This window comes from Candidatus Poriferisocius sp., assembly GCF_965208355.1.
Classification (GTDB): Bacteria; Actinomycetota; Acidimicrobiia; order Acidimicrobiales; family Bin134; genus Poriferisocius.
Map to the genome: position 1 here is coordinate 2,844,236 of NZ_CBDBOM010000003.1, position 22,729 is coordinate 2,866,964.

General features: G+C 65.3%; 25 protein-coding genes and 3 tRNA genes. 12 read left to right on the plus strand and 16 right to left on the minus strand.

Annotation, left to right across the window (positions count from 1 at the left end; translation table 11 throughout):
• The first annotated feature begins 12 nt into the window (after positions 1-12).
• From ACOGXH_RS14540 to ACOGXH_RS14550, 3 genes are read left to right on the plus strand one after another with little or no spacing between them, the layout of a single operon-like run.
• Complete coding sequence (locus ACOGXH_RS14540; protein WP_419929807.1) at positions 13-1,140, plus strand: cytochrome c biogenesis CcdA family protein; 1,128 nt, start codon at positions 13-15, stop codon at positions 1,138-1,140.
• A gap of 7 nt (positions 1,141-1,147) precedes the next feature.
• A complete protein-coding gene (locus ACOGXH_RS14545) occupies positions 1,148-1,534 on the plus strand; it encodes a FluC/FEX family fluoride channel (RefSeq protein ID WP_419929808.1) in 387 nt (128 codons plus the stop codon).
• On the plus strand, positions 1,531-1,854 hold the full coding sequence (locus ACOGXH_RS14550; RefSeq protein ID WP_419929809.1) for a fluoride efflux transporter FluC: 324 nt from the start codon (positions 1,531-1,533) through the stop codon (positions 1,852-1,854). Before ACOGXH_RS14545 ends, ACOGXH_RS14550 begins: the two co-directional genes overlap by 4 nt.
• Before the next feature lie 6 nt (positions 1,855-1,860).
• On the opposite strand, the gene serS is transcribed toward ACOGXH_RS14550, so the two are convergent.
• From serS to ACOGXH_RS14600, 10 genes are all read right to left on the minus strand, one after another.
• On the minus strand, positions 1,861-3,135 hold the full coding sequence (serS, locus tag ACOGXH_RS14555) for a serine--tRNA ligase (protein ID WP_419929810.1): 1,275 nt from the start codon (positions 3,133-3,135) through the stop codon (positions 1,861-1,863).
• A complete protein-coding gene (locus ACOGXH_RS14560) occupies positions 3,132-4,043 on the minus strand; it encodes a cytochrome c oxidase assembly protein (protein ID WP_419929811.1) in 912 nt (303 codons plus the stop codon). Before ACOGXH_RS14560 ends, serS begins: the two co-directional genes overlap by 4 nt.
• Positions 4,044-4,050: 7 nt before the next feature.
• Positions 4,051-4,401, minus strand: a complete 351-nt coding sequence (locus ACOGXH_RS14565) for a cytochrome C oxidase subunit IV family protein (protein ID WP_419929812.1) — start codon at positions 4,399-4,401, stop codon at positions 4,051-4,053.
• Positions 4,402-4,409: 8 nt separating this feature from the next.
• On the minus strand, positions 4,410-5,036 hold the full coding sequence (locus ACOGXH_RS14570; RefSeq protein ID WP_419929813.1) for a cytochrome c oxidase subunit 3: 627 nt from the start codon (positions 5,034-5,036) through the stop codon (positions 4,410-4,412).
• 4 nt (positions 5,037-5,040) lie between these two features.
• The gene (ctaD, locus tag ACOGXH_RS14575) at positions 5,041-7,146 is read right to left on the minus strand and encodes a cytochrome c oxidase subunit I (RefSeq protein WP_419929814.1); all 2,106 of its coding nucleotides are present in this window, start codon (positions 7,144-7,146) and stop codon (positions 5,041-5,043) included.
• A 19-nt stretch (positions 7,147-7,165) separates the two neighbouring features.
• Complete coding sequence (gene coxB, locus ACOGXH_RS14580; protein WP_419929815.1) at positions 7,166-8,440, minus strand: cytochrome c oxidase subunit II; 1,275 nt, start codon at positions 8,438-8,440, stop codon at positions 7,166-7,168.
• A gap of 34 nt (positions 8,441-8,474) precedes the next feature.
• Complete coding sequence (locus ACOGXH_RS14585) at positions 8,475-9,308, minus strand: hypothetical protein (RefSeq protein WP_419929816.1); 834 nt, start codon at positions 9,306-9,308, stop codon at positions 8,475-8,477.
• A gap of 57 nt (positions 9,309-9,365) precedes the next feature.
• Positions 9,366-9,962 carry a cytochrome c oxidase subunit 3 gene (locus ACOGXH_RS14590; protein WP_419929817.1) on the minus strand — a complete coding sequence of 199 codons (597 nt, stop codon included), beginning with the start codon at positions 9,960-9,962 and terminating at the stop codon, positions 9,366-9,368.
• A complete protein-coding gene (locus ACOGXH_RS14595; protein WP_419929818.1) occupies positions 9,962-11,605 on the minus strand; it encodes a cbb3-type cytochrome c oxidase subunit I in 1,644 nt (547 codons plus the stop codon). Before ACOGXH_RS14595 ends, ACOGXH_RS14590 begins: the two co-directional genes overlap by 1 nt.
• Before the next feature lie 129 nt (positions 11,606-11,734).
• Positions 11,735-12,703 (minus strand): heme o synthase, encoded by a 969-nt coding sequence (locus tag ACOGXH_RS14600; protein ID WP_419929819.1) that lies wholly within the window; start codon positions 12,701-12,703, stop codon positions 11,735-11,737.
• A gap of 132 nt (positions 12,704-12,835) precedes the next feature.
• On the opposite strand from ACOGXH_RS14600, the gene ACOGXH_RS14605 reads away from it, so the two are divergent.
• From ACOGXH_RS14605 to ACOGXH_RS14615, 3 genes are read left to right on the plus strand one after another with little or no spacing between them, the layout of a single operon-like run.
• Positions 12,836-13,747 carry a COX15/CtaA family protein gene (locus ACOGXH_RS14605; RefSeq protein WP_419929820.1) on the plus strand — a complete coding sequence of 304 codons (912 nt, stop codon included), beginning with the start codon at positions 12,836-12,838 and terminating at the stop codon, positions 13,745-13,747.
• A complete protein-coding gene (gene clpS, locus ACOGXH_RS14610; RefSeq protein ID WP_419929821.1) occupies positions 13,744-14,052 on the plus strand; it encodes an ATP-dependent Clp protease adapter ClpS in 309 nt (102 codons plus the stop codon). Before ACOGXH_RS14605 ends, clpS begins: the two co-directional genes overlap by 4 nt.
• Positions 14,052-14,528, plus strand: a complete 477-nt coding sequence (locus tag ACOGXH_RS14615; RefSeq protein ID WP_419929822.1) for a DUF2017 family protein — start codon at positions 14,052-14,054, stop codon at positions 14,526-14,528. The genes clpS and ACOGXH_RS14615 overlap by 1 nt, the downstream gene beginning before the upstream one ends.
• Before the next feature lie 4 nt (positions 14,529-14,532).
• On the opposite strand, the gene ACOGXH_RS14620 is transcribed toward ACOGXH_RS14615, so the two are convergent.
• Both ACOGXH_RS14620 and ACOGXH_RS14625 read right to left on the minus strand, forming a co-directional pair.
• Entirely contained in the window at positions 14,533-15,471 is a 939-nt protein-coding gene (locus ACOGXH_RS14620; protein WP_419929823.1) for an SPFH domain-containing protein, read from the minus strand.
• Positions 15,472-15,480: 9 nt separating this feature from the next.
• Complete coding sequence (locus tag ACOGXH_RS14625; protein ID WP_419929824.1) at positions 15,481-15,945, minus strand: NfeD family protein; 465 nt, start codon at positions 15,943-15,945, stop codon at positions 15,481-15,483.
• Positions 15,946-16,043: 98 nt separating this feature from the next.
• Here ACOGXH_RS14625 and ACOGXH_RS14630 point away from each other — a divergent pair.
• The 3 genes from ACOGXH_RS14630 (at position 16,044) to ACOGXH_RS14640 (ending at position 16,370) form a co-directional block, all read left to right on the plus strand.
• Positions 16,044-16,116 (plus strand) — tRNA-Glu (locus ACOGXH_RS14630).
• Between the two features lie 90 nt (positions 16,117-16,206).
• Positions 16,207-16,281: transfer RNA gene (locus ACOGXH_RS14635), tRNA-Asp, on the plus strand.
• Between the two features lie 13 nt (positions 16,282-16,294).
• A tRNA-Phe gene (locus ACOGXH_RS14640) sits at positions 16,295-16,370 on the plus strand.
• An 83-nt stretch (positions 16,371-16,453) separates the two neighbouring features.
• Here the strand turns inward: ACOGXH_RS14640 and ACOGXH_RS14645 are convergent.
• From ACOGXH_RS14645 to ACOGXH_RS14655, 3 genes are read right to left on the minus strand one after another with little or no spacing between them, the layout of a single operon-like run.
• A complete protein-coding gene (locus ACOGXH_RS14645; RefSeq protein WP_419929825.1) occupies positions 16,454-17,527 on the minus strand; it encodes an isopenicillin N synthase family dioxygenase in 1,074 nt (357 codons plus the stop codon).
• Positions 17,528-17,547: 20 nt separating this feature from the next.
• Positions 17,548-18,015, minus strand: coding sequence for a VOC family protein (locus tag ACOGXH_RS14650; RefSeq protein ID WP_419929826.1), 468 nt, complete (start codon positions 18,013-18,015; stop codon positions 17,548-17,550).
• Between the two features lie 24 nt (positions 18,016-18,039).
• Positions 18,040-18,930, minus strand: a complete 891-nt coding sequence (locus ACOGXH_RS14655; protein ID WP_419929827.1) for a phytanoyl-CoA dioxygenase family protein — start codon at positions 18,928-18,930, stop codon at positions 18,040-18,042.
• 32 nt (positions 18,931-18,962) lie between these two features.
• Between ACOGXH_RS14655 and ACOGXH_RS14660 the strand changes: the two genes are divergently transcribed.
• Entirely contained in the window at positions 18,963-19,814 is an 852-nt protein-coding gene (locus ACOGXH_RS14660; RefSeq protein WP_419929828.1) for a ChbG/HpnK family deacetylase, read from the plus strand.
• A 47-nt stretch (positions 19,815-19,861) separates the two neighbouring features.
• Here ACOGXH_RS14660 and ACOGXH_RS14665 read toward each other — a convergent pair whose 3' ends face one another.
• On the minus strand, positions 19,862-20,548 hold the full coding sequence (locus ACOGXH_RS14665; RefSeq protein WP_419929829.1) for a class II aldolase/adducin family protein: 687 nt from the start codon (positions 20,546-20,548) through the stop codon (positions 19,862-19,864).
• Between the two features lie 34 nt (positions 20,549-20,582).
• On the opposite strand from ACOGXH_RS14665, the gene ACOGXH_RS14670 reads away from it, so the two are divergent.
• Together ACOGXH_RS14670 and ACOGXH_RS14675 are read left to right on the plus strand one after the other, a co-directional pair.
• Complete coding sequence (locus ACOGXH_RS14670; RefSeq protein ID WP_419929830.1) at positions 20,583-21,530, plus strand: ketopantoate reductase family protein; 948 nt, start codon at positions 20,583-20,585, stop codon at positions 21,528-21,530.
• A gap of 7 nt (positions 21,531-21,537) precedes the next feature.
• The gene (locus ACOGXH_RS14675; protein ID WP_419929831.1) at positions 21,538-22,722 is read left to right on the plus strand and encodes an alpha-hydroxy acid oxidase; all 1,185 of its coding nucleotides are present in this window, start codon (positions 21,538-21,540) and stop codon (positions 22,720-22,722) included.
• Positions 22,723-22,729 lie beyond the last annotated feature (7 nt).

Genomic DNA, 22,729 nt, shown 5'->3' on the forward strand with positions numbered 1-22,729 from the left:
TAGGCTGGGGTTGTGTTCGACCTCGATCTGGCGGTTCCATTCGGAGCTGGTCTGGTCGCCGCCGTCAACCCCTGCGGGTTCGCCATGCTACCGGCCTACCTGGCCTACTTCCTGGGCATCGGCGGCCAAGACCAGTCGACCGACACCGGGCGAAACGTGCTTCGTGGATTGCTGGTCGGGCTCACCCTTACCGCCGGATTCGTGGCCTTCTTCGGCATCATCGGTGCCCTCACCTCGTCGCTCATCTCCACATCCACAATTGCCGATCGAGGCCCGTGGATCACCCTGGTGATCAGCGGGCTCATGGTGGTACTGGGCATCGCCATGCTGGCCGGCTTCGAGCCCAAGATCTCTGTACCCCGGCTGTCCAAGGGCGGCGACAGCCAAGGGCTGATCTCCATGTTCTTGTTCGGGGTGTCGTATGCGGTGGTGTCGCTGGGATGCGCCAGCCCGGTGTTCTTCGGCAGCGTCAGCGGATCGTTCAGCACCGACGGCGTGTGGGAGGGAACTCTGCGGTTCTTGGCCTACGCCCTGGGCATGGGGTTGGTCATCACCTTCTTGACCCTGGCGGTAGCCATGGGACGATCAGGGGTCACCGCCCACATGCGGCGCTTGCTGCCTCACATAAACAAGATCTCCGGTGGTTTCTTGGTGGTGGCCGGTGTGGTGCTGGGCTTCTACGGCTGGTGGGAAGTCCAAGTCCTTCTGCGCGACGACTTCGACGCCAACAACCCGTTCGTGGAGGCCTCCAACCGGGTGTCGGTCCGACTGGAGAACTGGATCATCGACGTGGGCGGCAACCGGTTCGGCCTGGCCGCCGCTTTTATGGTGCTGGCCGTGCTGCTGTGGTCGTTCCGCCGCCGCATCCCCCAACCCCAACTATTTGTCGCTTCCGCCATCGTGGCGGTGGGCTACGTGATGTCGGAAGCATTCCAATATCAGGGCGATCTCCTAGTGCTGCCGATTCTGCGAACCATTGCTGATATCCCCGAGCGGATGGGCAACTGGTTCGCCGATCCCGCTCGCTGGCCGGTGCTCTGGGAGGTACTGGCTGCGCTGCTGGTGGCGCTGGTGCTGTGGGTGCGATTGCGGTCTGGGCGCCGCGCTGAAGACCCGGTGCCCGAAAGCGTGAGCCCATAGCTTGTCGTTGACACCGAAAGCCGCACGGGCTGTCGGGATAGGCGGGCTGGCTGGAGCGGGGGCGCGCTGGGGGCTGGTCGAGGCCCTGCCCGCCACCGACGTCTGGCCCTGGGGAGTGCTGGCCATAAACCTGTCCGGCTGTCTTGTGCTCGGCTACCTGGCCGCGGCCGCCTGGTCGGCCCGGGCCCAGCTTCCGATGACCCTCGGACTGGGGACCGGCTTCTGCGGCAGCCTGACCACCTTCTCAGCCCTGACCGTGGATGTAGCGGAGATGGCCCGTGACGGCAGCTGGGGATATGCCGCCGGTTATCTGGCGGTGTCCGTATTGGGCGGGGTGGCACTGGCTGTTGTCGGGGCTACCCTGAGGACAGTTCAGTTGAAGGAAGCCCAGTGACCGCCCTCGGCTTCGTAGTGTTGGCTGTGGCCGGAACCCTGCTTCGAGCCGCCACCGCACAGCGCTTCAACACACCAGCCTGGCCATGGGGCACCCTGGGAGTGAATGTGCTCGGCAGCTTCGCTCTGGGGCTATTGGTCGGGGCTGACAACCCGGTGTTGACCGCAGTGGGCGTCGGGGGCCTGGGTTCGCTGACCACGCTCTCGACTCTCGCAGTAGAGCTGACATCCCTAGCCCGCACCCGGGCCATCGCCTACGCCGCCGCCAGCCTCACCCTCGGCCTCGCCGCCGCCGCGGGCGGACTGGCCATATCGGCTTGACTGGCCTCAGAGAACGTCGCGGCCGAGGTAAGGGCGCAGGACGTCGGGTATGACCACGGAGCCGTCGGGCTGGCGGTAGGTCTCTACCAGGGCGGCCCACACTCGGGGCACGGCCAGGGCCGAGCCGTTGAGGGTGTGGAGGATGCGGGTGCCCTTTTCCTCTGACGGCCGGTAGCGCAGATTGGCCCGACGGGCCTGGTATTCGGAGTACCAGGAGACCGACGACACCTCCAGCCACTGGTCGGCACCAGGGGCGTACACCTCCACATCCCACGACCGGTGGTGGGCCTGGCCCAAATCGCCGGTGCAGATGTCCACGATGCGGTAGGCCAAGCCCAACTCAGCCACCGCGGCTTCGGCCCGCTCCAAGATTTCGGCGTGTACCGCGGGGGCCTGCTCAGGAGTGGCGTAGGCCAAGATCTCCACCTTGTCGAACTCGTGAACCCTTAGCAGGCCTCGAGTGTCACGGCCGGCGGCCCCGGCCTCCCGGCGGTAGCAGGGGGTGTAGGCCATCATCCTCATCGGCAGGTCGGCCTCGTCGAGGATCTCGCCAGAGGCCAGCGAGGTGAGCGGAACCTCGGCGGTGGGGATGGCCCACAGGTCGTCACGCTCCAGCCAGTAGGCGTCGTCGGCGAACTTGGGGAGCTGGCCAGTGCTCACCATGACCTGGCTGTGGACCAGGGTGGGCGGGCGGATCTCCTCGTAGCGGTCGGCGTTGCGGTCTAACCCGAACTGGACCATGGCCCGGGCCAAAGACGCTCCCGGACCCCGGAGCATGGCGAACATGGACCCCGACAGCTTGGCGGCCCGCTCCATATCCAGCCAGCCCGCCTCCACCGCGAACTCCCAGTGGGGCACCCGCTGGTGCTCGCCGTAGGAATCGGGGTCGAAGTTCTGCACCTTCAATACCGGATTGTCGCCTTCATCGGCTCCGTCGGGGGCATCGGGGGCGGGCAGATTGGGGATGTGCAGCAGCAGGTCGTGGATCTCGGCCGCTACGGCGTCGGCCTCGGCGGCCAGGGCTTTCTCCCGCTCGCCCCGCTTGCGGCTCTCGGCTGCGGCGGTGTCGGCTTCGGCGTCGCGGCCGTCGCGTTTGAGCTGGCCAACTTGCTGGGACAGCTCTTTGACTTCATGGCGCATCACATCGCGCTCGGTGGTAAGGCTGCGATGGCGCTCATCGAGGGCGGCTACCTGCTCCAGCTCAGACAGGTCGATCCCCCGGCGGGCCATCGCAGCCGCAACCGCGTCGTAGTCGGTGCGCACCAGGCGCAGGTCGATCATCGAGAACCGTTGGTGGAGTTAGAGCCGTTGGAACCCGAAGTGACCGGGACCCGGGTGTCAGCGGCGATGGGCCCCGATGGAACGGTGGTCACCACCCGCATCTGGGTATTGGCCCGCTGTTGGGCGCCGGCCCAGCGGAAAAACAGCACCCCGATCCACGTCCACAGATACATGCCGCCCACCAATTTCATGATTAGCCCAGCGGCTTGCTGGTCGGCCTGGAGGCCGATGCCCCACAAGCGGACGTCGTGGTCGTAGGCGCTGTAGACCGCTCCCTGGGCAAAGGTCAAGAATCCGCCGGGCACGGTCGGCACCACCGACATCAAGAACAAGTAGACCATCTTGCCCGGCTCCCGCATGTGCAGCTCGGGAATCGGGCCGCACACCGGCAGCCACATCGCCATAGCCGAGGCGAACAGCAGCAGATGTACGAAGTAATGCAGTGCGCCGCTTTCCACCGACGTGTTGACCACCCAGGGAATGTGGCTCACCGCCACCATGAAGTTGAACAGCAACCCGGCGGCCACCGGCCGAGCCAGCCGCCGCACCCAGACGCCCACGCTGCCATCGCCGCTGAGCGCCAGCCGGGCCAGCCATTCGGGAATGGCCGCCCACAGTAACGGCGGCACCACCAGCGTGATGAGCAAGTGCTGGATCATGTGGACCGAATACAGGTACTCCTCTGAGATGTCGTGCATCGGCCAGTCGCTGGCCACCCACAGCAGTACCATCGCCCCGACGAAAGCCAGCTTGTGGTGGCGGGCAAAGGGGGCCTCACCCACGGGAGCTGCTTTGGGGGCGATGATCCGGGCCGCGTACCAGGCCATGGCAATCGCGGCCAGCAGGATTATCCAGACTTCGGCGTGGGGCTGGTACCGCCAGATATCGGTGTCAGCCGCGAAGGCCATCGGCCAACTACCAGATGCGAAACGCCGTCAGCATGACCATGTACACCGCCATGGCCAAGATCAGGCCGAATACGAATAATCGCCAGAAGATCGGAGAGTCGAACTTCAGGTGCATGAAGAAGGCCACCACCAAGAAGAACTTCACCAGCATCATGAGGATGAGCATGATGATTATTGCGGTGTCGCCCCACCCGTGGAGCGACTCGAAGTAGGTGAACACCTCGAATGCGGTGAGCAGCCCGAGGGCGATGGCCACCTTGACATAGAGCCAATCGGTGGGGTGGGCGTGACCGCCGTCCGACGCGTGTTCGTCGGGGGGGTGGCCCGTGTCAGGGGATTCAGGGGTGACGGTGGCCATAGCGGATCCTACTGCGGGAAGAGGTACACGATCGTGAAGATCACGATCCATACGATGTCGACAAAGTGCCAGTACAAGCCGATGATCTCCACGGTCTCGGCCCGCTCTTGGGTGAGGTTGCCCCGCAGCGACATCACAAGCAGCGACATGAGCATGATGATGCCGATGGTGACGTGGGCCCCGTGGAAGCCGGTCAGCGCGTAGAAGGCCGATCCGAACAGGTTGGTGGTGAATCCGAGGCCCTCGCTGTAGAAGGCGGTGAACTCGTACACCTGCCCGGCCACGAAAGTGGCTCCCAACGCGGCGGTGGTGGTTAGCCAGATGCGGTTGCCCCGCAGATCGCCCCGGGCGATTGACGACACTGCGAACACCATGGTCAGTGAGCTCATCAACAGCACGAACGAGCTGACCGAGGTGAAGGGGATGTCGAACACGTCGTTAGGGCCGACGTCGTTGGGGCCGATGCGCCCCTTGTTGAACATGTAGACGGAGATGAGTCCGCCGAAAAGCAGGCACTCCGAACCCAAGAACACCCACATGGCCAGCTTCTCGTTGGAGATACCGGTGCTGGTGTGGTGCTCCTCGGCGTGAGCAGATCGGGTGGCGGCCTCAGCGGCCCCTGTTTCGGAGGTCATTACGTCAGCCAACGGTCGCAGCCTCCTCCTCGGATTCTGCCGAATCGCCACCCCGATCCTCCGGACCCTCGGCTTCTGCCGAATCGCCGTTGCCGCTGGGACCGCCGTTGCTGTCGGGGTCGCCGTGGTCATCGCCATCGTCGGAGTGGTCGTCGTGGTGGCCGGCGGCATCGGGATCGTCGGCCGGCTCCAGAATCCACCCGTAGATGGCCCCGACTAGCAGCACGAGGCCGGCGGCGGCCAGCCACAGATTGTAGATGATGCCGTAGCCCACCAGCAGGATGCCCCCGCCCAAGACGATGGGCCAGTACGACGGCGACGGCAGATGCACGTTGGTGTTGCTGCCGTCGTGGGCCACCTCCGAGGTGGGAGAGGCCTTGACAATCCGGCCACTCTCGTCTTTGCCGTATTTGCGGTGCCAGAACTCGTCGAGGCGCTCCACCTCGATCTCGGAGTCGAAGTTGTGCTCGGGCACCGGAGAGGCGGTCATCCACTCCAAGCCGCGAGCATCCCAGGGGTCGGGACCCACATCGGGTCGGCCGGCCCGCCGCCAGTTCCGGGTGCTCACGAACACGTTCCAGAAGAACATGGCCACGCCCAGCGCGATGACGAACGAGCTGATGGTGGCCACCATGTTCCACAGCGCAAAGCCCTCATCGGCTCGGTAGGTGGCAATGCGCCGGGACATCCCCTGCAAACCGAGGATGTGCATGGGTCCGAATGTGAAGTTGAACCCTATGAGCATCACCCAGAAGCTGGCCTTGCCCCATACCTCGTTGAGCTTGTAGCCGAACGCCTTGGGCCACCAGTAGTAGAAGCCGCCGAACAGCCCGAGCAGGGCCCCGCCGAAGATCACATAGTGGAAGTGGGCCACGATGTAATAGGTGTCGGTCTGCTGGGTGTCGGAGGGTGCGATGGCGTGGGTCACCCCGGACAGGCCACCGATGGTGAACATTGACACCACGCCCACGGCGTAGAGCATGGGGGTGGTAAATCGCAGCCGTCCCCGGTACATGGTGGCCAGCCAGTTGAGGATCTTCACCCCGGTGGGCACGGCGATGAACATGGTGGACACCGAGAAGGCGGCCACCGACAGTGGTCCGACGCCGGAGGTGAACATGTGGTGGGCCCACACGCCCCAGCCCATGAAGCCGATGGCGATGCCAGAGGCGACCATGAAGTGGTAGCCAAACAGCGGCTTGCGGGAGAACGTAGGGATGATCTCCGACACGATCCCAAAGGCGGGCAATATCAGGATGTACACCTCGGGATGGCCGAATATCCAGAACAGGTGCTGCCATAGCAGCGGATCGGCCCCGGCCTCCACATTGAAGAAGTTGGCGTCCCACAGCCGATCGAACATCAACAAGAACAGGGCCACAGTGATGACCGGGAGGGCAAACAGCAACAGGAACTGGGTAATGAGCAACATCCAGGTGAGCACCGGCATTCGGAAGAAGCTCATCCCCTTCGTTCGCATGTTCAACACGGTCACGATCAGATTTATGGCGCTGACCAGCGAGGCGACGCCCAAAATCTGCAAGCCGACGGCATAGAAGTCGATGCCCTTGGAGGGTGAGAAAAGCAGGCCGGTGTTGGGGGCGTAGGCGAACCAGCCGCCGTCGGGGGCGTTCTGGAACCAGCCGCCGATGAGGACCGAGGAGGTGAGCAAGAGGCCGCCGGCCAGGAAGCACCAGAAGCTGAATGCGTTCAGCCGGGGGAAGGCCACATCCCGGGCCCCCACTTGTAGTGGAAGCAGGTAGTTGGCGAAGGCTGCGGCCATGGGCATGATCACAAGGAACACCATGGTCACGCCATGCATGGTGAACACGCCGTTGTAGGTGCCCGCCCCGATGACCGAGCCGTTGGGGGTGGCCAGCTGGAGGCGGATGAACAGGGCTTCGGCCCCGCCCACCAAGAAGAAGAACAGAGCGGCCGCGCCGTACATGATGCCGATGCGCTTGTGGTCGACGGTGAACAGCCAACTCTGCCAGCCCTCGCTGCCCTGGGGTCGGGTGAAGACGCCAAGGGGGCGATGGGCGATGGCCGGGCCCGCCGGCAGCGCCAGAGTCTCCTCGGGGGCGGTGACGGTGCGATCAGTGATGGTCATCGGCTCTTCGCAATCACAATCAGTCGAGGGTGGACAGGAAGTCAACGACATTGTCGATGTCGTCGGGGCTCAAGCCAGTACGGGCGGGCATCCCCCGGAGGTCGTCGGCGTCGGCCGGCTTACGCTCGGGAGCATTGAAGATCCAGGCCTCGAGTTCACCCCGGTTGAGCGTTCCCCGGTCGGCCAGGTTGAGATACGGGATGTGGTCGCCGGCGTTGAGATAGAGATCGAACGCCGACCCGGCGAACGTGCCCCGGGTCATCAGGTGGGTCAGGTTGGGGGCCGCACCGGCCACCAGGGTCTCGGCATCCAAGTAGGCGCCGGCGTCACCCCTGTCGGCCTCGCCGTAGATGTCCCACGTGTCGGCTGGCGCATTGACGTCTCCACCGCGGTTGGCCGGCGAGGTAACCCCGACGATCACATGGCAACTGGCGCACTGCTGGCTGAAGGTGTCCCAGCCCTCTGCCACCCCCGGCTCGGTGCTTTCCGTGGGGTCATCAGCCGGGGTCAGCTGGTTGTCGCGCCACTGGGCGAATTCTGCGCGCGGGAGGGCCACGGCCACCATCTTCATGTAGCCGTGGGACAGTCCGCAGAACTCCGTACACTGCCCCCGGAAGCGGCCGGGCTCATCGGCCTGGATCACCCAGTCGTGGCTGCGACCGGGAACGGCGTCTCGTTTGCCGTTCAGCTTGGGAATCCAGAACGAGTGAATCACGTCGCGCGACTTGATGTCGAGGGCCACGTCTTGGCCCACGGGGATCACCAGCTCGTTGGAGGTCACGAAGTCGGGCGGGCTGGAGGTGTCGCCGTCCAGGTGGTACTGGTACTCCCACCACCACTGCTGGCCGATCACCGTCACCACCAAGTCGTCTTCGGAGGCCTTCACATCGTCGAGGGCGAACAGCGCCACCAGGGTGAACACCGAAATGACGGCCAACAGCACGGTGGGCACAATGGTCCAGGCGATTTCAAGTCGGTTATTGCCGTGGGTCTGTTCGGGGAATTCGTCGTCGTCGTAGTAACCGAATTCGCCATCACCAGATTCGGAGCCCGCCACCCGATAGCGCCACCACAACGCCAGTACCGCTCCTTGAACCAGGAAGAAGACCACGCCGGCCACGATGAAGATGGGGTTGATGAGCTCGGCGATGTCGCGTCCTTGGCGGCCGACCGGCGACAGGGTGGACAGCGGGTGGTCTTTGTCGACCACGATGGCGACCACGATCAAGGCAATGGCGCCGAATATCACCAACAGGCTCGACAGCCAGACCAGGCCCCTGGCTCGCCCGCTCATCGGGCACCGCCCCTAGTGGACTTCGGCGCCATGACTAGTGGCCTCCGTCCTCGGTCGCGGGTTCGCCGTGATCGCCCGCCGGCGCCTTGTGGTGGAAGTCGCGCGAGCCCATCGCCGCAGTGACCACACCGGCGACCAGTACGCCGACGCATACAACAGCCACCGTTCCGGCGATCACCGACCGGCTGATCTTGGGGCCGACGGCGAACACCACCGCGATAAAGAAGATCACGGTTGCCACTACCCCGGCCACAATCACCGCGCTGAACTGCGACACGGTCAAGAACACCCGCGACAGGGCCAGCACCAGCACAGCCACGCCGAGCGCCGCGGTGATCGGGTATTCCACCGGCCGCATGATGCGATTGCGCAGATTGCGGTTGACCTCGGGGTCGGCGGTGGCCCGGTCGGCCCACGCCGCGAGCATCCACTCGAACAGCGCCGCTCCCACGATCACCAGTCCGATCACGAAGATGGTGGCGTGAGTAGCCAGCCCCACGATCATCGCCCCCGCTCCGAAGGCGGCCACGGCGGGCCAGTAGTTGGCTTCCAGATCGGCTTGGGTCTCGGGGGTCTGGCCGTCGTCCATCAGCTCGCCCACCGACTCGGCATCGGCGTCGCGGAAGGCCACCAAGAACAGGGCCACCAACGCGGACAGAACGGCGAAGCCCATCAGCACTACATAGCCCACGTGGTCGCCGATACCGCCCTTGTAGCCCAGGCTGAGCACGCCCACCCAGGTCTCCACATTGAGCACTGCGAAGTACTCGGTTTCGCCCGCGCTGCCGCTGGCCACGCCATAGACGGCGGCCGCGGCCACCGCGGCGAGGGTGAAGCCGAAGAACAAACGGAAGCCGGGGGTGAACACTAGAAACCTGCTTGGCTTCGATAGCGGGGAGTCAACTCAACAGTGAACACTGAGCGCCTACTTCAGCACGAAGATCGCCGTCCAGATGACGACATAGACGAATACAACGGCATACCAGTAGATGGACGCGGCCACGAAGCCGTCGGTCTGGCGGCTGCTGTATTGGCCGGCCAGGGCCCGAAAAGCCATCAGGAGCAGGAACACCAAGCCGATAGCGATCATGGCCAGGTGCGACGCCGAAATGGTGTAGATCAACACCGCCGCGATCGACTCGTCGGCCACCAAACCCATCTCGGTGTACTGGAACGAGGTTGTGACCACCACGGAGAGGCCGAACAGGGTGGTCAGCGAGGTGGCCATGATGGCGTGGGTGCGGTCGTCGCGGGCGATGGAGTACACCGCCCACTGCATGGTGACCACCGACATGAGCATGGTCCACGCCGCAACGGTGGGCGGGGCCAGCTGGATGTTTGCGCCAGAGGGGATCCATTCCCCGCCACCGGATAGAGCATCGGACCGCTCCCGCAAGTACATGCCCAGCAGGCCGGCAAAGTACATAAGCGTGGCGGCGGTGCCGAACACGGTGCCCACCAACAGGGTGCGCTGGCGAGGCAGTGGAGCGGCCAGGGGAGTTCCGACGGGGATATCAGCCATCAGGCCGCCCCTTCACTTTCGGCCTCAGCCGTGGGGGCTGCGCCCAGGCTGCGGGCCACGTTCAGCGCCACCAGCGCCAAACCGCCCAGCACGGCGATGTAGCCGATCAGTCCGATCACATTCAGGGCTTCCACGAAGCCAAGCGCGTCGATGTCGCCAATGCTGCCGGTTTCGAAGGGCCGGTTTGGCTGGTCGAAGAATCCGCCCAGCACATCGGTGGCCCCAACGAGGATGGCGCCCCCGGCCAACGGCAGCACGGCCAAGAACCCCAGCGGTGCGTTGAGAGAGCGGCCCAGCATCTTGGGGGCCCAGTGGAAGAGCCCGGCCACTGCGGCCAGCAGCCCGGCCAGCACCGCGAGATTCATCAACCCGTTGACCAGGCTGGAGGTTTCGAGGTCGTCCATGGCGTCGAAGAAGCCTCGCCAGATGTCGCCGTCGGCTTCTCGCAGCACGCCCAGCGCGGGTTCGGCCACCCGGAGCACACCGGTCACGGCTGCGGCGGTCAGCAGGGCGCCGGACACGGTGACCAGGGCGAACTGCGGAGTGATCTGCGGGCGCTGTCCGGCCGAGTAGGCGTTGAACGCCAGCCAACCGCCGTAGACCACCACCATCAGGGCGATAGCCAGGGCGAATGCGGTGAACAGCACCTCGTTGGTCACGACGTGGGCATCGGTGGCGGTGGGGTCGGCGCTGTCGAAGAAGCTCTGGGCCCAAGCGCCAAATGAGAAGAAGCCGAAGACCCCCACAATGAAGGCCATGGGCTCGAACATCTTGGGGGTGCTGCGGTGGGCGGCGGTGAACACCTCGGCGGTGATGCCGAGCAACGGGATCGTCCAGGCGAATACCTGCGGAGCATCAAATGCCCAGGCAACCTGATCGAAGGGAGCGCCTCCCCCGCCGAAGGCCAGGGCGTCGGCCCCCCTCATGTCCACCCAGGAGACAACCAGATTGGCCAACAGCACCGGCAACGAGAACAGCCACACGCCGGTGGCCACCAGCATCGACCACGAGAAGGCGGGCATTTGGAGCAGGTCCATCCCGGCCGGCCGCTGGGTTACCAGAGTGGTGAACACCACCCCGGACCCGACCAGAAGGCCCAGGCCGATCAGGCCCAGCGAGAGGACGGTGAGCTCCACCGATTGCTCGCGGGCCGCACCGGCCTGCACCGAGCCCAGCCCGCCGTAGGAGAAGGTGGCCACGATGTGAGCAACGGCGCCCACCAACCAGGTCCAGAACGCCGCCGCCGCCGCCCGGGGGAACGCCACCGAAGAGGCGCCAAGCTGGCGGGGCACAATCGCGGTGGCCAGGCCCAAGAAAAGCGGCACCAGACCGCACAGAATCAGCGTGGTCCGATAGAGGCCGAATACCTGGAAGACCTCGTTGGCGTTGCTGAAAACACCGAAGCCTCCGTCGATATCGGCTTGCTCGATGCCCATCAGCATGCCCAGAGTGAGGGCCAGCCCCGACAGAACCAGCGAGAAGACCACATACATCTGGCCGATGGTCATGTGGTCGCCGGTGCTCAGGAATCGAGCCAAGCCGGTCGGAGGGGTCCACTGGGGGGCCGACGACTGAGTCGCCGGCCTCGAGTCGTCGCCTGCCGCGACCGCTTCTGCTTCTGGCCTTGTCTCGGTGAGGGTCATCGTGTTCTACGAAGGCGGATTTCGGTCGGAACTTTACACATCGCCTTCGGCGTTTCTCGCATCAGACAGCTTTGCCGAAGTAGCCGCTGATATCGGGTTTTTCCGCTTGCCATGGGGGCAATTTCCTGGTCAGACACCGGTGCGAACCACCTGGTCGACAACCATCGCGGCGAACAGCAGCGTGATGTAGGTAATGGAGTAGGAGAACAGCCGCATTGCCGATGCGGTGGCTTGGGTGCGCAGCACTTGGACGGCGTAGTACAAGAAGACGGCTCCCAACACCACGGCGCTCACGAAATACACCAGGCCCATCTCGCCCACCGCGCTGAACAGCAGCGACAGCCCCCACAGAACCACGGTGTAGCCAATCATCCGCACCGCGGTGGTGCGGGTGCTGGCCACCGCAGGCAGCATGGGAACGCTGGCCGCCCGGTAGTCGTCGCGATAGCGAATGGCCAGGGCCCAGAAGTGGGGGGGCGTCCAGTAGAAGATGACGCCAAACAGCACCAGCGGCGCCCAGTCGAGGCTGTTGGTGACCGCCGCCCAGCCCACCAGCACGGGCACGGCCCCGGCGGCCCCGCCGATGATTATGTTGCGAGAAGAAGTGCGCTTGAGCCACAGCGTGTAAACGAACACATAGAACGCGGTGGCCGACACTGCCAGAACCGCGCTGAGCAGGTTCACGAATCCCCACAGCCAGATGAAGGCCAGCGCTTCGAGCACAATGGCGAAAACCAGTGCTCGAACGGGGGCGATCTCGCCGGTCACCAGGGGTCGATTCCTGGTGCGCTCCATGAGGCGGTCGATGTCGCGATCCACGTACATGTTGATGGCGTTGGCCCCGCCGGCGGCGAGTGTCCCGCCGACAACGGTGGCCACCATCAGCCACACCGAGGGAATTCCCCGATCGGCTACCACCATGGTGGGAACCGTGGTGACCAGCAGCAGCTCGATTATGCGGGGCTTGGTGAGTGATACATAGGCCCGCACCGAGCGCAGGGGGTTGCGGGAGGAATGGCGGGCAGGGCTGATACCGGGGCTTGTGTTCGGTTCGGCAACGCGCGTGCGGCTGCGAGGAGACAAGCGGGCAACACCCATGACCAGCCAAGAGTACGGTTTCGGCGCAGGGCAGGCCAAGGTATCGGGAATGGCCTATGCCCGCGACAATCGACCCGAAAACCCCCAGCTTGGGATGACCGACTGTCATAGGCGACCCGTACAATTCGGAGCGTGATCCAACCCCGGGTCTCTCCCGCTACCTATCGCAAGATCACCATTTGGGCGCTGGCCCTTTTGGCCTTGATCATCGTGAGCGGGGGCGCGGTCCGGCTCACCGGATCAGGGCTGGGCTGCCCTGATTGGCCAGCCTGCGACAACGACCAGTTGGTGGCTCCGTTGGAAACCCACGCCATGATCGAGTTCATCAACCGGCTCATCACAGGGCTGGTCTCGGCCATCGTGATTGCTGCGGTGCTGGGCTCCCACTGGCGGGCGCCGCGGCGGGCTGATCTGGTATGGCTGTCGTGGGGCTTGGTGGCTGGGGTGCTGGCCCAGATTGTGCTGGGTGGATTGGTCGTGCTCTACGAGCTGCCTCCGGCGCTGGTTATAGGCCACTTCCTGTTGTCGATGGTGCTGTTGTGGAATGCGGTGGTTCTGCTCTGGCGGTCATCCGAGGATTACGAACGCCAAAGCGAGCCCCGACCCCGGCCCCATTGGATGGGAAATGCGGTCGTGGCCATCACTTCAGTGGTGATCGTTACCGGCACCATCGTCACCGGGGCCGGGCCGCACAGCGGCGATGAGGACGCCGAGCGCATCGACGTGGCCGTGAGAGATGTGGCCCAGATACACGGGACCACAGTGGTGGTGCTGCTGGTGGTGTTGGCCGGGCTGGTGTGGTGGCTGCGCCACCGGGGCGCCCCCGAGCGGGCACAGCTCTGGGGTCGGACCGTGCTGGGGGTGGCTCTGGCCCAGGGGCTTATCGGGTACGTGCAGTACTTCACCGGAGTGCCAGTGCTGCTGGTGGGTGCCCACATCGCCGGCGCCGCCCTACTGTGGATAGCCACCGTGTTCTTCTGGCTCAACGTGAGAGGCCCGCTTGTGCAGGCAGAGGCCGACGTCGCCCAGGCGGTGCCGGCATGACTCCGGCAGCACCCGTCGAGATTGCCCCCTCGGAGGTGAAGGAGACCACCGATGACACCGATGTGCGGCCCGACCGGCCGTGGAAGGTGATCGTGTGGAACGATCCCATCAACTTGATGTCGTATGTGACCTTCGTGTTCCAGAAGCTGTTCGGCTATAGCAAGGAGAAGGCCACCCAGCTGATGCTGGACGTTCACTACAAGGGCCGGGCCGTGGTGTCGGACGGTCCCAAGGAAAAGGCGGAGATGGATGTCTTTCGCCTGCATGAGCACGGCTTGTGGGCCACTATGGAGCACGACGACTGATGGCTCCCCGGCGACCGATAGAGCCCAACGAGGACGGGACCTACCGCCTGGACCTGAGGGAAGAGGAACGGGCGCTCATCGCCGCCATCGCTCCCGATTTGCGGGGGCTGCTGGCCGACGATCCCAACGACGAGATGCTGGCCCGGTTGTTCCCCACTGCTCGGCCCGACGATTCCGAGGCCGAGGCCGAGTTCCAGGGCATGGTGCGAGACGAGCTGGTGACAAAGAGGCTGTCCCGATTGGACATGGTTGCCGAGCTGGCCGAGGCGACGGTCTTGGACCAAGAGCAGTTGGCCGCCTGGATGGGGGCGGTCAACGACATCCGCCTCGTTTTGGGAACCCGCCTAGGGGTCACCGAGGACGACGAGTTCGACGAAGCCGACGAGGATGACCCGGAGTCGGTGGCTCGGTCGGCCTATTGGTACCTGGGCTGGTTACTGGAGCACTTGGTGGAGGCATCGACCTCCGAGCTGTAGGCGCCTACTCCTCCACAGCCCGAGCCGCCGGTTCACCCTGGCCGGCACGGGCTATCTCCGAGAGAGAGGCCATGGCGTTGGTGAGGCCGCTGGTGTCTAGGGGCAGGAAGATCTTGGTGGCATTGCCGTCGGCCACGCTCTTCAGTGCCTCCAGGTAGCGGATGGCAATCAGGTCGGGAGTGGGATCGCCGGCGTGGATAGCGTTGAACACCAATTGGATGGCGTCGCCCTCGCCCTGGGCCACAGTCTCGAGCTGGTAGCGCTCGGCGTCGGCCACCCGCTTGATGGCCTCGGCCTCGCCCTCAGCTTCCAAGATCTGGCTCTGCTTTAGACCTTCCGAGCGCAAGATGGCCGACCGCTTGTCGCCCTCGGCCTCGGTGACGATGGCCCGCCGGTCGCGCTCGGCCTTCATCTGGCGGTGCATGGCCTCGGTGACGTCGGGCGGCGGCTCGATGCGCTGGATCTCTACCCGCACCACCCGGGTACCCCACTTGTCGGTGGCGTCGTCGAGGATCTGGCGCAGCTTGCCGTTGATCAGCTCTCGGGAAGTGAGGGCGGCATCGAGGTCGAGGTCGCCCACCACGTTACGGAGGTTGGTCTGGGCCAGCTTGGTGACGGCTAGCTGGAAGTTGCCCACGTTGTACTTGAGCTTCACCGGGTCGGTGGCCTCGAAGAAGATCACCGCGTCCACCGTTACCACCACGTTGTCCTTGGTGATTACCTCCTGTGGCGGCACATCAATGACCCGCTCTCTCATGTCCACCTTGCTGATGCGCTGCACGAACGGGAGGATCCAGCGCAAACCAGAGTCCACCGTGCGCTGGTAGCGGCCCAGCATCTCAATGAGGCCCCGCTCATAGGGGCGAATGATGCGAATTCCCAGCGCGGCGATGAGGATGAGCGCAAGCGCGATGATGATGAAGAGGGCGACCACGGCTTCCATGACTGCTACCTAGCTTTCTGTGTTCTCAGTTGATTGCTCTTGGGGGACCGGCACTACCACCAGGTGAGTGCCATCGATTTCGGTCACCATGACCCGCGTGTCGACCTCGATGATTTCGGCGGCGGAGGCCCGCCACTCCTCGCCACCTAGGCGGACCATACCGGTTTGTGCATCTTCGTCCACCCGCTCGATGACTTTGCCTTTGGCGTCGAGGAGGCGGCTGGCCCCCACTCGGGGCTGCTCATCTTTGTCGAGGCGGCGGACGAACCGGCGCAAGTACACGAAGCTGACTGCGCTGCCCACAAAGAAGACCAGCCACTGCCAGAGGATGTGAGCGTCCACCCAAGCCAGCACCGCCGCCGCCGCGGCGCCGATGGCGAAGGGGAGCAGGAAGAATCCGGCGGTGAATACCTCGGCCAGCGAGAACACCACCGCGGAGCACGTCCAGAGCCAGCGCCAGACCTCGTTCTCCACCTTGTGCTCCTTTCGCGGTTCGGGATCATGGTATCTGTTTTTCGATGCGGTTCCGCCAGAGAGGGCTGCTAACGTAAATCGGCCTTCGCGGGTCGAGAGCCCCCATCGTCCAGCGGCCTAGGACGCCGCCCTTTCAAGGCGGTAACACGGGTTCGAATCCCGTTGGGGGTGCTAGGTTCGGCGCTTCGTTTCGCAACAGGCGGCGACAAATCTGCCCCGCCGGGGCAGCGACAACACTGCCCTCCGGGGCAGCGACAACAAGGTCCCGTGGTGCAGTTTGGAGTGCACGCCGGCCTGTCAAGCCGGAGGTCGCGGGTTCAAATCCCGTCGGGACCGCACAACAGAACATGGTCGGGTAGCTCAGTTGGCAGAGCGTCCGCCTGAAAAGCGGAAGGTCACCGGATCGACGCCGGTCCCGACCACCACCCACCCCCCAACGGCCCGGAGCGAAGCCCAACCCCGCTCCGGGCCGTGCCCTTTGCGGGGTGCTGCTAACGGTGTTCTTGTCTCAGCCGTAGTGGGTGGCGACGTTTTCGGGGTAGCTGCGGGAGAAGTAGTTCCAGAGCTGCTCGCCGTAGGTGGTGGGACGGTATGAGCTGGACATATCGGCCACGCCGGCCTCGGTTTCGGCGATGCTGGCCATGAACCCGGCACTGTTGTGGTGGGGGCTGGCGGCCACCGCAGCGGCAAAGCGGTCGTCGAGCGGCAGCGGGGCCAGGGCGACGTCCAGCGAGGGACCGTGGAAATAGCCCGCCGAGTAACGCTCTTCGGTGGTGATCACCTGATGGGCGGTGGCCACCAGGTAGTTGCCGGTCATGGCCTGGAGCGTCTCGCCCAGGTTGATCACGTACGACCCCTCAATCGAAGGCACGTCGATCCACTCACCCTCCTGGTTCTGCACTTGCAGCCCGGCGGTGGGACCGTGATCCAGCACGGTCAAGAACCCGGTGTCGCGGTGGGCGTTGACCCCGGCCTCTCCTGCGGGAGTAGGGGGATAGTGAATGAATTTGGCCAGCGACATGGTTTGGGTTCCGAAGAACCGCTCCAGGTAATCCTCTCCCAGCCCCAGCCCCACCGAGAGCGCCCCCAAGAGGCGGTTGGCCAAGCCCCCTAATTCGTCGAACCACTGGTTGGTGAGCTCCCGGTGTCCGGGCAGCACGTCTTCGGGCAGCCACTGGTTGGGACCCAGCAAGCGCAGATAGTAGGGCTCGATGTCGACGGGGTAGGCGGGCCACTCGGTCCACCAGTCGATCTGCTCTCGGATGTCGGGGCGGTTGTTGGTGTACTCCGCCCCCTCCGGCTCCCAGCCGCGGAAGTGACGGGAGCGCCGTTTGTCGATCAGCTTCTTCTGCTCACCGGATAGGGCAAAGAACCGGTGCATCATGTCGAAGATGCCTTCGCTTACCCCGCCGGACACCCCGTGGTTCACCACTAGCAAGAAGCCCACCTCGTGGCAGATCCGGCAGAGCTCCTCAGCAATGGCTTCCCGCTCGGTCCGCGATCCCGACAGCGGGCCCAGATCCACCACCGGGATCTGATCGAACGCGGCCGGAGAGGTCACCTGATCCAGGGTAGCGGTCATCGCAGCGAGCCCCTAGTGGGTCAGCCGAACTCGCCGCCCGCGAACCAGCGGTCGAAGGCGGGGCGCATGGCCACGTCGATCAACTCGATCCTTATCCCCGCGGCGGGCGGCACCAGAAAGGCGAACCCCTCCAAGCCGCCGCCCTCGGCGGCACCGCCGTAGATCAGCTCGCAACCCCCGGACTGCAAGGCGGCGATGTCGCCGTGAAGGTCCTCGGTCCAATAGCCGAGATGGTTGAGCCCTCCGTACAAATCGACATCCCAGAACGAACCCTTGGGGCCGTCGGCCAGTTCAAGCTGCACCGGGCCCTCCACCGAGTAGGTGAAACGCACGCTGGCGGACACCACCTCGCCGTCCACCAGCAAATTCAGATCGAGGGACTGCAATGAGTGCCAGGTCATCCCGGTAGAGGCCGAAATCTCGGCCATGGCTTCCTCGACATCGGCCACGACAATGCCGCTATGGAAGGGATCGGTGATCAAAGCCATGTCAGCACGGTAGCCCGGTAGCAGCTAGCCGGACTCCTCCAGGTCGTCGATGTCGGTGACGAATTCACGGGCGTTTTCGTTGAACTGAGCCACTGAGCCGATGGTCTTGGCCTTGGCCGTGCCGCCCCGAAGGGCGGCCAGAGGGTCGGTTTGGTCGCCGACGTAGCCGAGGGCGAACGCACCTTGGGTGTAGCCCATCATTCGCAGCAGGTCGTCGTCGAGGGTGCGGGCGATCTCCGGCGGGCAGGCCAGGTATTGATTCTCTTCCTGGCGTACCCAGCCCACGGCGTAGGTGATGTTGACCCCCCTGCGCACCCCGGCGCTGGTGTTGGCCCCGGCGCCGTGCAGCACCTTGCCGTCGTAGAACAGCACGCTGCCTCGGCGCATCTCAGCCTGGGCATCGGGGAGTTGGAAGGACTCTTCATCGGAGAGTCCCGATGAGCCGGCCAGGATGTGAGTAGCGCCGTTGTCGGCGGTGAAGTCGGTGAGCGCCCACATGGTGTTGGCCTGCACGTGGTAGTCAGCCCCGAAGGGGAAGAAGTCGAAGGCCATCTCGTCACGGTGCAGCTTTTGGCGGGTCTCGCCGGGTTCCACCGAGATGATCTGGGTGAGGTGCAGCTGCACCGCGCTCACGTGGCTGAGGAAATGGCTCACCACCCCGACCACCACCGGGTCCATTACCAGCTTGCGGGCGGTGGGACAGCGGGCCACCAGGGCGCCGGTGCGGCGGGTGAAGCGACCGTCGTACTCGTCGCGCCCGGCATCGGAGGCTTCGATGTAGGGCATGGCCTCGGCTTGGAGCCGGTCCATGGTGGCTGCGTCGGCTACGTCGTCGACGATGGCATAGCCGAAGTCGCGCAGGTGATTGCTTACCTCGGCCGGTTCGGCGGTGGGCGGGAAATGACTCAGGGCCACGACAAGATGGTAAGCGGACTAATTTCCAAACAGTGACTCGACTGGTGATACACGCCGACGACGTGGGCATGTGCCACGGCGCCAACCGGGCCTATGTGGAGCTGTCGCACTTCGGAACGATCACCTCCGGCTCGGTGATGGTCCCGTGCCCGTGGTTCAGCGAGATCGCGGAGATCGCGTCGAGCGACGACTCTCTGGACTGCGGAATCCACCTCACGCTCAACGCCGAGAAGAAGCACTACCGCTGGGGTCCGGTGAGCTCGGTGGGATCATCGTCAGGGCTGGTTGATGAGCACGGATTGCTGTGGCGCACCGTTGCCGAGGTGAGGCGCAACGCCAATCCCGATGCGGTGGAGCAGGAATGGCGGGCGCAGATCGACCGGGCGCTAGCGGCGGGGATCAACGTGACGCACCTCGATGCTCACATGGGCTCGGCACTGGCCCCGGAGTGGTGCGACCGCTATGTGGCGGTGGGCATCGACTACGGGGTGCCGGTTCTAATCTGCGACTCGCTGGCCGCCTACGGCCCCAACCGACATGTGGCCAGCTCTGCTGAGGCCCAAGCCGCCGACGAGGGCATCAAGGCCGCGGCGGCCATTGCCCGAGCGGCGGGAATGCCGGTTTTCGACGTGGTGCTGGAGACCGACTTCTCCCGGCCACCGCAGGAGCCGGTCGACTACCAGGGGATGCTCGGCAGTCTGGAAGATGACTTGGTGTTCTGCGCCTTCCATCCCAACGCGCCGGGAGGAGCCGAGGTTGAGGTGATCGAGCCCGACACCTTCCATGTGCGCACCGATGAGTTCGAGCTGTTCGGCACCGACGGTTGGAAGGAGTGGCTGACCGAACAGCCCTACGAGCTGGCCTCTATGGCTGATCTGGCATAGCTGCGCCTAGTCCCCTAGCCGTTGGGGACTCTGGTCAGCTCCTTCCTTCAGCCCTGAGGATGCGCAGCCAGATGGCGCTGGCCTTGGCGGCGCATGAGGGTCCACGTTTGCTCCAGGTAGCCGGCCTGGTCGTCCACCAGCTTCTTGAGGCCGAGGCGCAAGTGCTCGGGGATCTCGGGGGCGTCGGTGGGCTCGAGGGTCACGTCGAGCTGGGCCTGGTCTTCCAGAGTGGCGTGAAGGGCCGCGGCCCGGGCCAGCGTGGCCCCCACGGTAATGGCGCCGTGCCAGGGGATGATTACCGTGTGGTTGGTCTCGATGGCCGGCCCAATGGACTCGAAGCGGTCGTCGGGGCTGAGCACCTGGTCGTCGTGGAAGATACAGCACAGGTTGTGGCGCATCTTCAGCGGCCGGGCCAGGGAGGCCAACGCGGTGATCCACCGGCCGTGGCTGTGGGCAATGGCGTTGACGTCGCTGCGGTGCTTATACACACCGGCGTGGAACTCAAACCCCAGGCTCACCTCTCGGTTGCCCTCCAGCAGATTGCCGTCGTAGTCGAGCTTCATCACGTCGTCAGCGGTTATCTCCCCCAAGGTCCGGTCGAAGGCGTTGATCCAGAAGGCGTCCTCCCCGTCGGCCCGCACGCTGACATGGCCGCCGATGCCGGTGTCGCACCCTCGAACGGTCAAGGCCCGACAGGCCAACACGACGTCGTGGACAATCTCCGGAGTAGTCATGGCTCTAGGGTATGGCACAGATGAGAGCTGGCCAATGACGAGTGTCGTAGTTCTGGGCGCGGGAGCGCTGGGATCGGTGTATGGCGCGTGGTTCGCCGAGGCCGGGGCCGAAGTGACCCTGGTGGCCCGCCCGGCTCACACCGAAGCCGTTAACCGGGGTGGCCTGCGAATCGACGACCGGCCGCCGGTGGAGGTGCGGGCAGTCAGCGACCCCGACAAGGCCGGGGACTGCGACATCTTGCTGCTGGCCAGCAAGGCATTCGACAATCCCGATCTGCTCGGCGGCTACCCGGGAGCGGCCCAAGCGGCCTTCTCGGTGCAAAACGGCGTTCGCCAGGCCGAGCCGCTGGTGGCCCGTTTCGGCTCTGCCGCGGTGGGCTGCGTGTCGCTGGTGGGCGGCACGTTGGGCGAGCCCGGACACGCTACCCACTCCTTTGACGGCCCCACTTTGCTGGGCGATCTGCCCACCACCGAGCCGGGCACGGCAGCGACCATCGCCCAGGCCCTGCCGGGGCGCAAGCTGGAGGTACACGACGACATCGCCCCCGCGCTGTGGTCCAAGGGGGTTCTGGCCGCCGCCGCTATGGGGGTGGTGGGGCTGACCCGGCTGGTGTACCACCGGATCTTCCTCATGCCCGAGACCCGGGACGTGTTCTACGACCTGGCCTGCGAGGGCGCGTCCATTGCCGCGGCGGAGGGAGTGGAGCTGATCGACGGCCACGGGCCATTCCAGATACGAGCGCTCACCCAGGAGAGCCGGGAGAATGCCCATCGGCGGCTGCGAGCCGTGGGCGAGGGCATGGAAGCGGTCGGGGAAACCGAGGTGCGAGTGTCCATCTTGCAAAGCATCGACCGGGGACGGCCCTTCGAGGTGCAGGCGGTGTTCGGCGACCTGGTGGACATCGCCAACGGCCACGGACTCGAGGTGCCCACCCTGCGGGCCGTAACCCGGCTGCTGACCGCGGCCATGCCAACCGGATGACGAGACGATGAAGCTGCGCGCCCTGCCCGGGATGCTGGCCCGAGCCCCCAAGGGGGCCAGCCGGTGGCACACCTACGACGACTTTCGGGAGGAGGCCCGCCGGCGGCTGCCCAAGATGGTGTTCGACTTCGTGGAGGGTGGCGCCGAGGGCGAGCTGACCATCGCCGCCAATCGGGCCTCCATCGATGCGGTGGAGCTGGCCCCGCGCTTTCTGGTGGACGTGGCCGAGCGGGATTTGTCAACCACCGTGTTGGGCCAGCCGGCGTCGCTGCCGTTCCTGCTGGCCCCCGCCGGTTTGGCCACGCTGGTGAATCGGGAGGGCGAGCTAGCCGCGGCCCGGGCCGCCGCCGCGGCGGGCACGGTGTTCGCGGTGAGCACCGGATCGGGCTATTCGCTGGAGGACATCGCCGCGGCCGCCCCCGACGGACGACGCTGGTTCCAGCTCTACCTGTGGAAGAGCCCCGAGGTGGTGCGATCGCTGGTAAACCGGGCCCGAGACGCCGGCTATGAGGCACTGGTGCTGACCGTGGATGTGCCAGTGGTGGGCAAGCGGGAGCGCGACTTGCGCAACGGCATGTCGCTGCCCCCTCGCATCCGCTGGAACAGCGCGCTGGACACCTCCCGGCGGTTGAGGTGGTTGCGCCAGTTGATCACCGGCCCCGACATCACCTTCGGCAGCCTGGTGGATTTGGGCATCGGGGACGACGCCAGCGCCATTGGGGCCTATGTCGATAGGGAGCTGGCCGACCCGTCCCGCACCTGGGACGACTTGTCATGGTTGCGGCGGGAGTGGGACGGCCCGCTGTTGGTCAAGGGGGTAATCACCGTGGCCGACGCTGAGGCTGCCGTGCGATGGGGAGCAGACGGGGTGATTGTGTCCAACCACGGCGGTCGCCAGCTGGACTCGGTGCCGGGGGCCTTCGCGGTGCTGCCCCGCATTGCCGAAGCGGTGGGCGATCGAGCCGAGGTGCTGGTGGACGGCGGCTGCCAGCGGGGATCCGACGTCGTGAAGGCCCGGGCCCTGGGTGCACAGGCGGCAATGGGTGGGCGCAGCTGGTTCTGGGGACTGGCGGTGGCTGGCGAGGCTGGAGTATCCCGCATACTCGACATCTACCGCGCCGACATCGACCGCACTCTGGCCCTGATAGGTCGCCCCCGCTTCGACGACATCGGCCCCGATCTAGTGACCTGACCGGGCG

Bases quoted from the DNA above. Each gene is read 5' to 3' on its own strand.
- serS (WP_419929810.1), bottom strand. From the start codon at position 3,135: ATGATCGACCTGCGCCTGGTGCGCACCGACTACGACGCGGTTGCGGCT.
- ACOGXH_RS14560 (WP_419929811.1), bottom strand. From the start codon at position 4,043: ATGGCCTTCGCGGCTGACACCGATATCTGGCGGTACCAGCCCCACGCC.
- ACOGXH_RS14565 (WP_419929812.1), bottom strand. From the start codon at position 4,401: ATGGCCACCGTCACCCCTGAATCCCCTGACACGGGCCACCCCCCCGAC.
- ACOGXH_RS14570 (WP_419929813.1), bottom strand. From the start codon at position 5,036: ATGACCTCCGAAACAGGGGCCGCTGAGGCCGCCACCCGATCTGCTCAC.
- ctaD (WP_419929814.1), bottom strand. From the start codon at position 7,146: ATGACCATCACTGATCGCACCGTCACCGCCCCCGAGGAGACTCTGGCG.
- coxB (WP_419929815.1), bottom strand. From the start codon at position 8,440: ATGAGCGGGCGAGCCAGGGGCCTGGTCTGGCTGTCGAGCCTGTTGGTG.
- ACOGXH_RS14590 (WP_419929817.1), bottom strand. From the start codon at position 9,962: ATGGCTGATATCCCCGTCGGAACTCCCCTGGCCGCTCCACTGCCTCGC.
- ACOGXH_RS14595 (WP_419929818.1), bottom strand. From the start codon at position 11,605: ATGACCCTCACCGAGACAAGGCCAGAAGCAGAAGCGGTCGCGGCAGGC.
- ACOGXH_RS14600 (WP_419929819.1), bottom strand. From the start codon at position 12,703: ATGGGTGTTGCCCGCTTGTCTCCTCGCAGCCGCACGCGCGTTGCCGAA.
- clpS (WP_419929821.1), top strand. From the start codon at position 13,744: ATGACTCCGGCAGCACCCGTCGAGATTGCCCCCTCGGAGGTGAAGGAG.
- ACOGXH_RS14615 (WP_419929822.1), top strand. From the start codon at position 14,052: ATGGCTCCCCGGCGACCGATAGAGCCCAACGAGGACGGGACCTACCGC.
- ACOGXH_RS14620 (WP_419929823.1), bottom strand. From the start codon at position 15,471: ATGGAAGCCGTGGTCGCCCTCTTCATCATCATCGCGCTTGCGCTCATC.
- ACOGXH_RS14645 (WP_419929825.1), bottom strand. From the start codon at position 17,527: ATGACCGCTACCCTGGATCAGGTGACCTCTCCGGCCGCGTTCGATCAG.
- ACOGXH_RS14650 (WP_419929826.1), bottom strand. From the start codon at position 18,015: ATGGCTTTGATCACCGATCCCTTCCATAGCGGCATTGTCGTGGCCGAT.
- ACOGXH_RS14665 (WP_419929829.1), bottom strand. From the start codon at position 20,548: ATGACTACTCCGGAGATTGTCCACGACGTCGTGTTGGCCTGTCGGGCC.
- ACOGXH_RS14670 (WP_419929830.1), top strand. From the start codon at position 20,583: ATGACGAGTGTCGTAGTTCTGGGCGCGGGAGCGCTGGGATCGGTGTAT.
- ACOGXH_RS14675 (WP_419929831.1), top strand. From the start codon at position 21,538: ATGAAGCTGCGCGCCCTGCCCGGGATGCTGGCCCGAGCCCCCAAGGGG.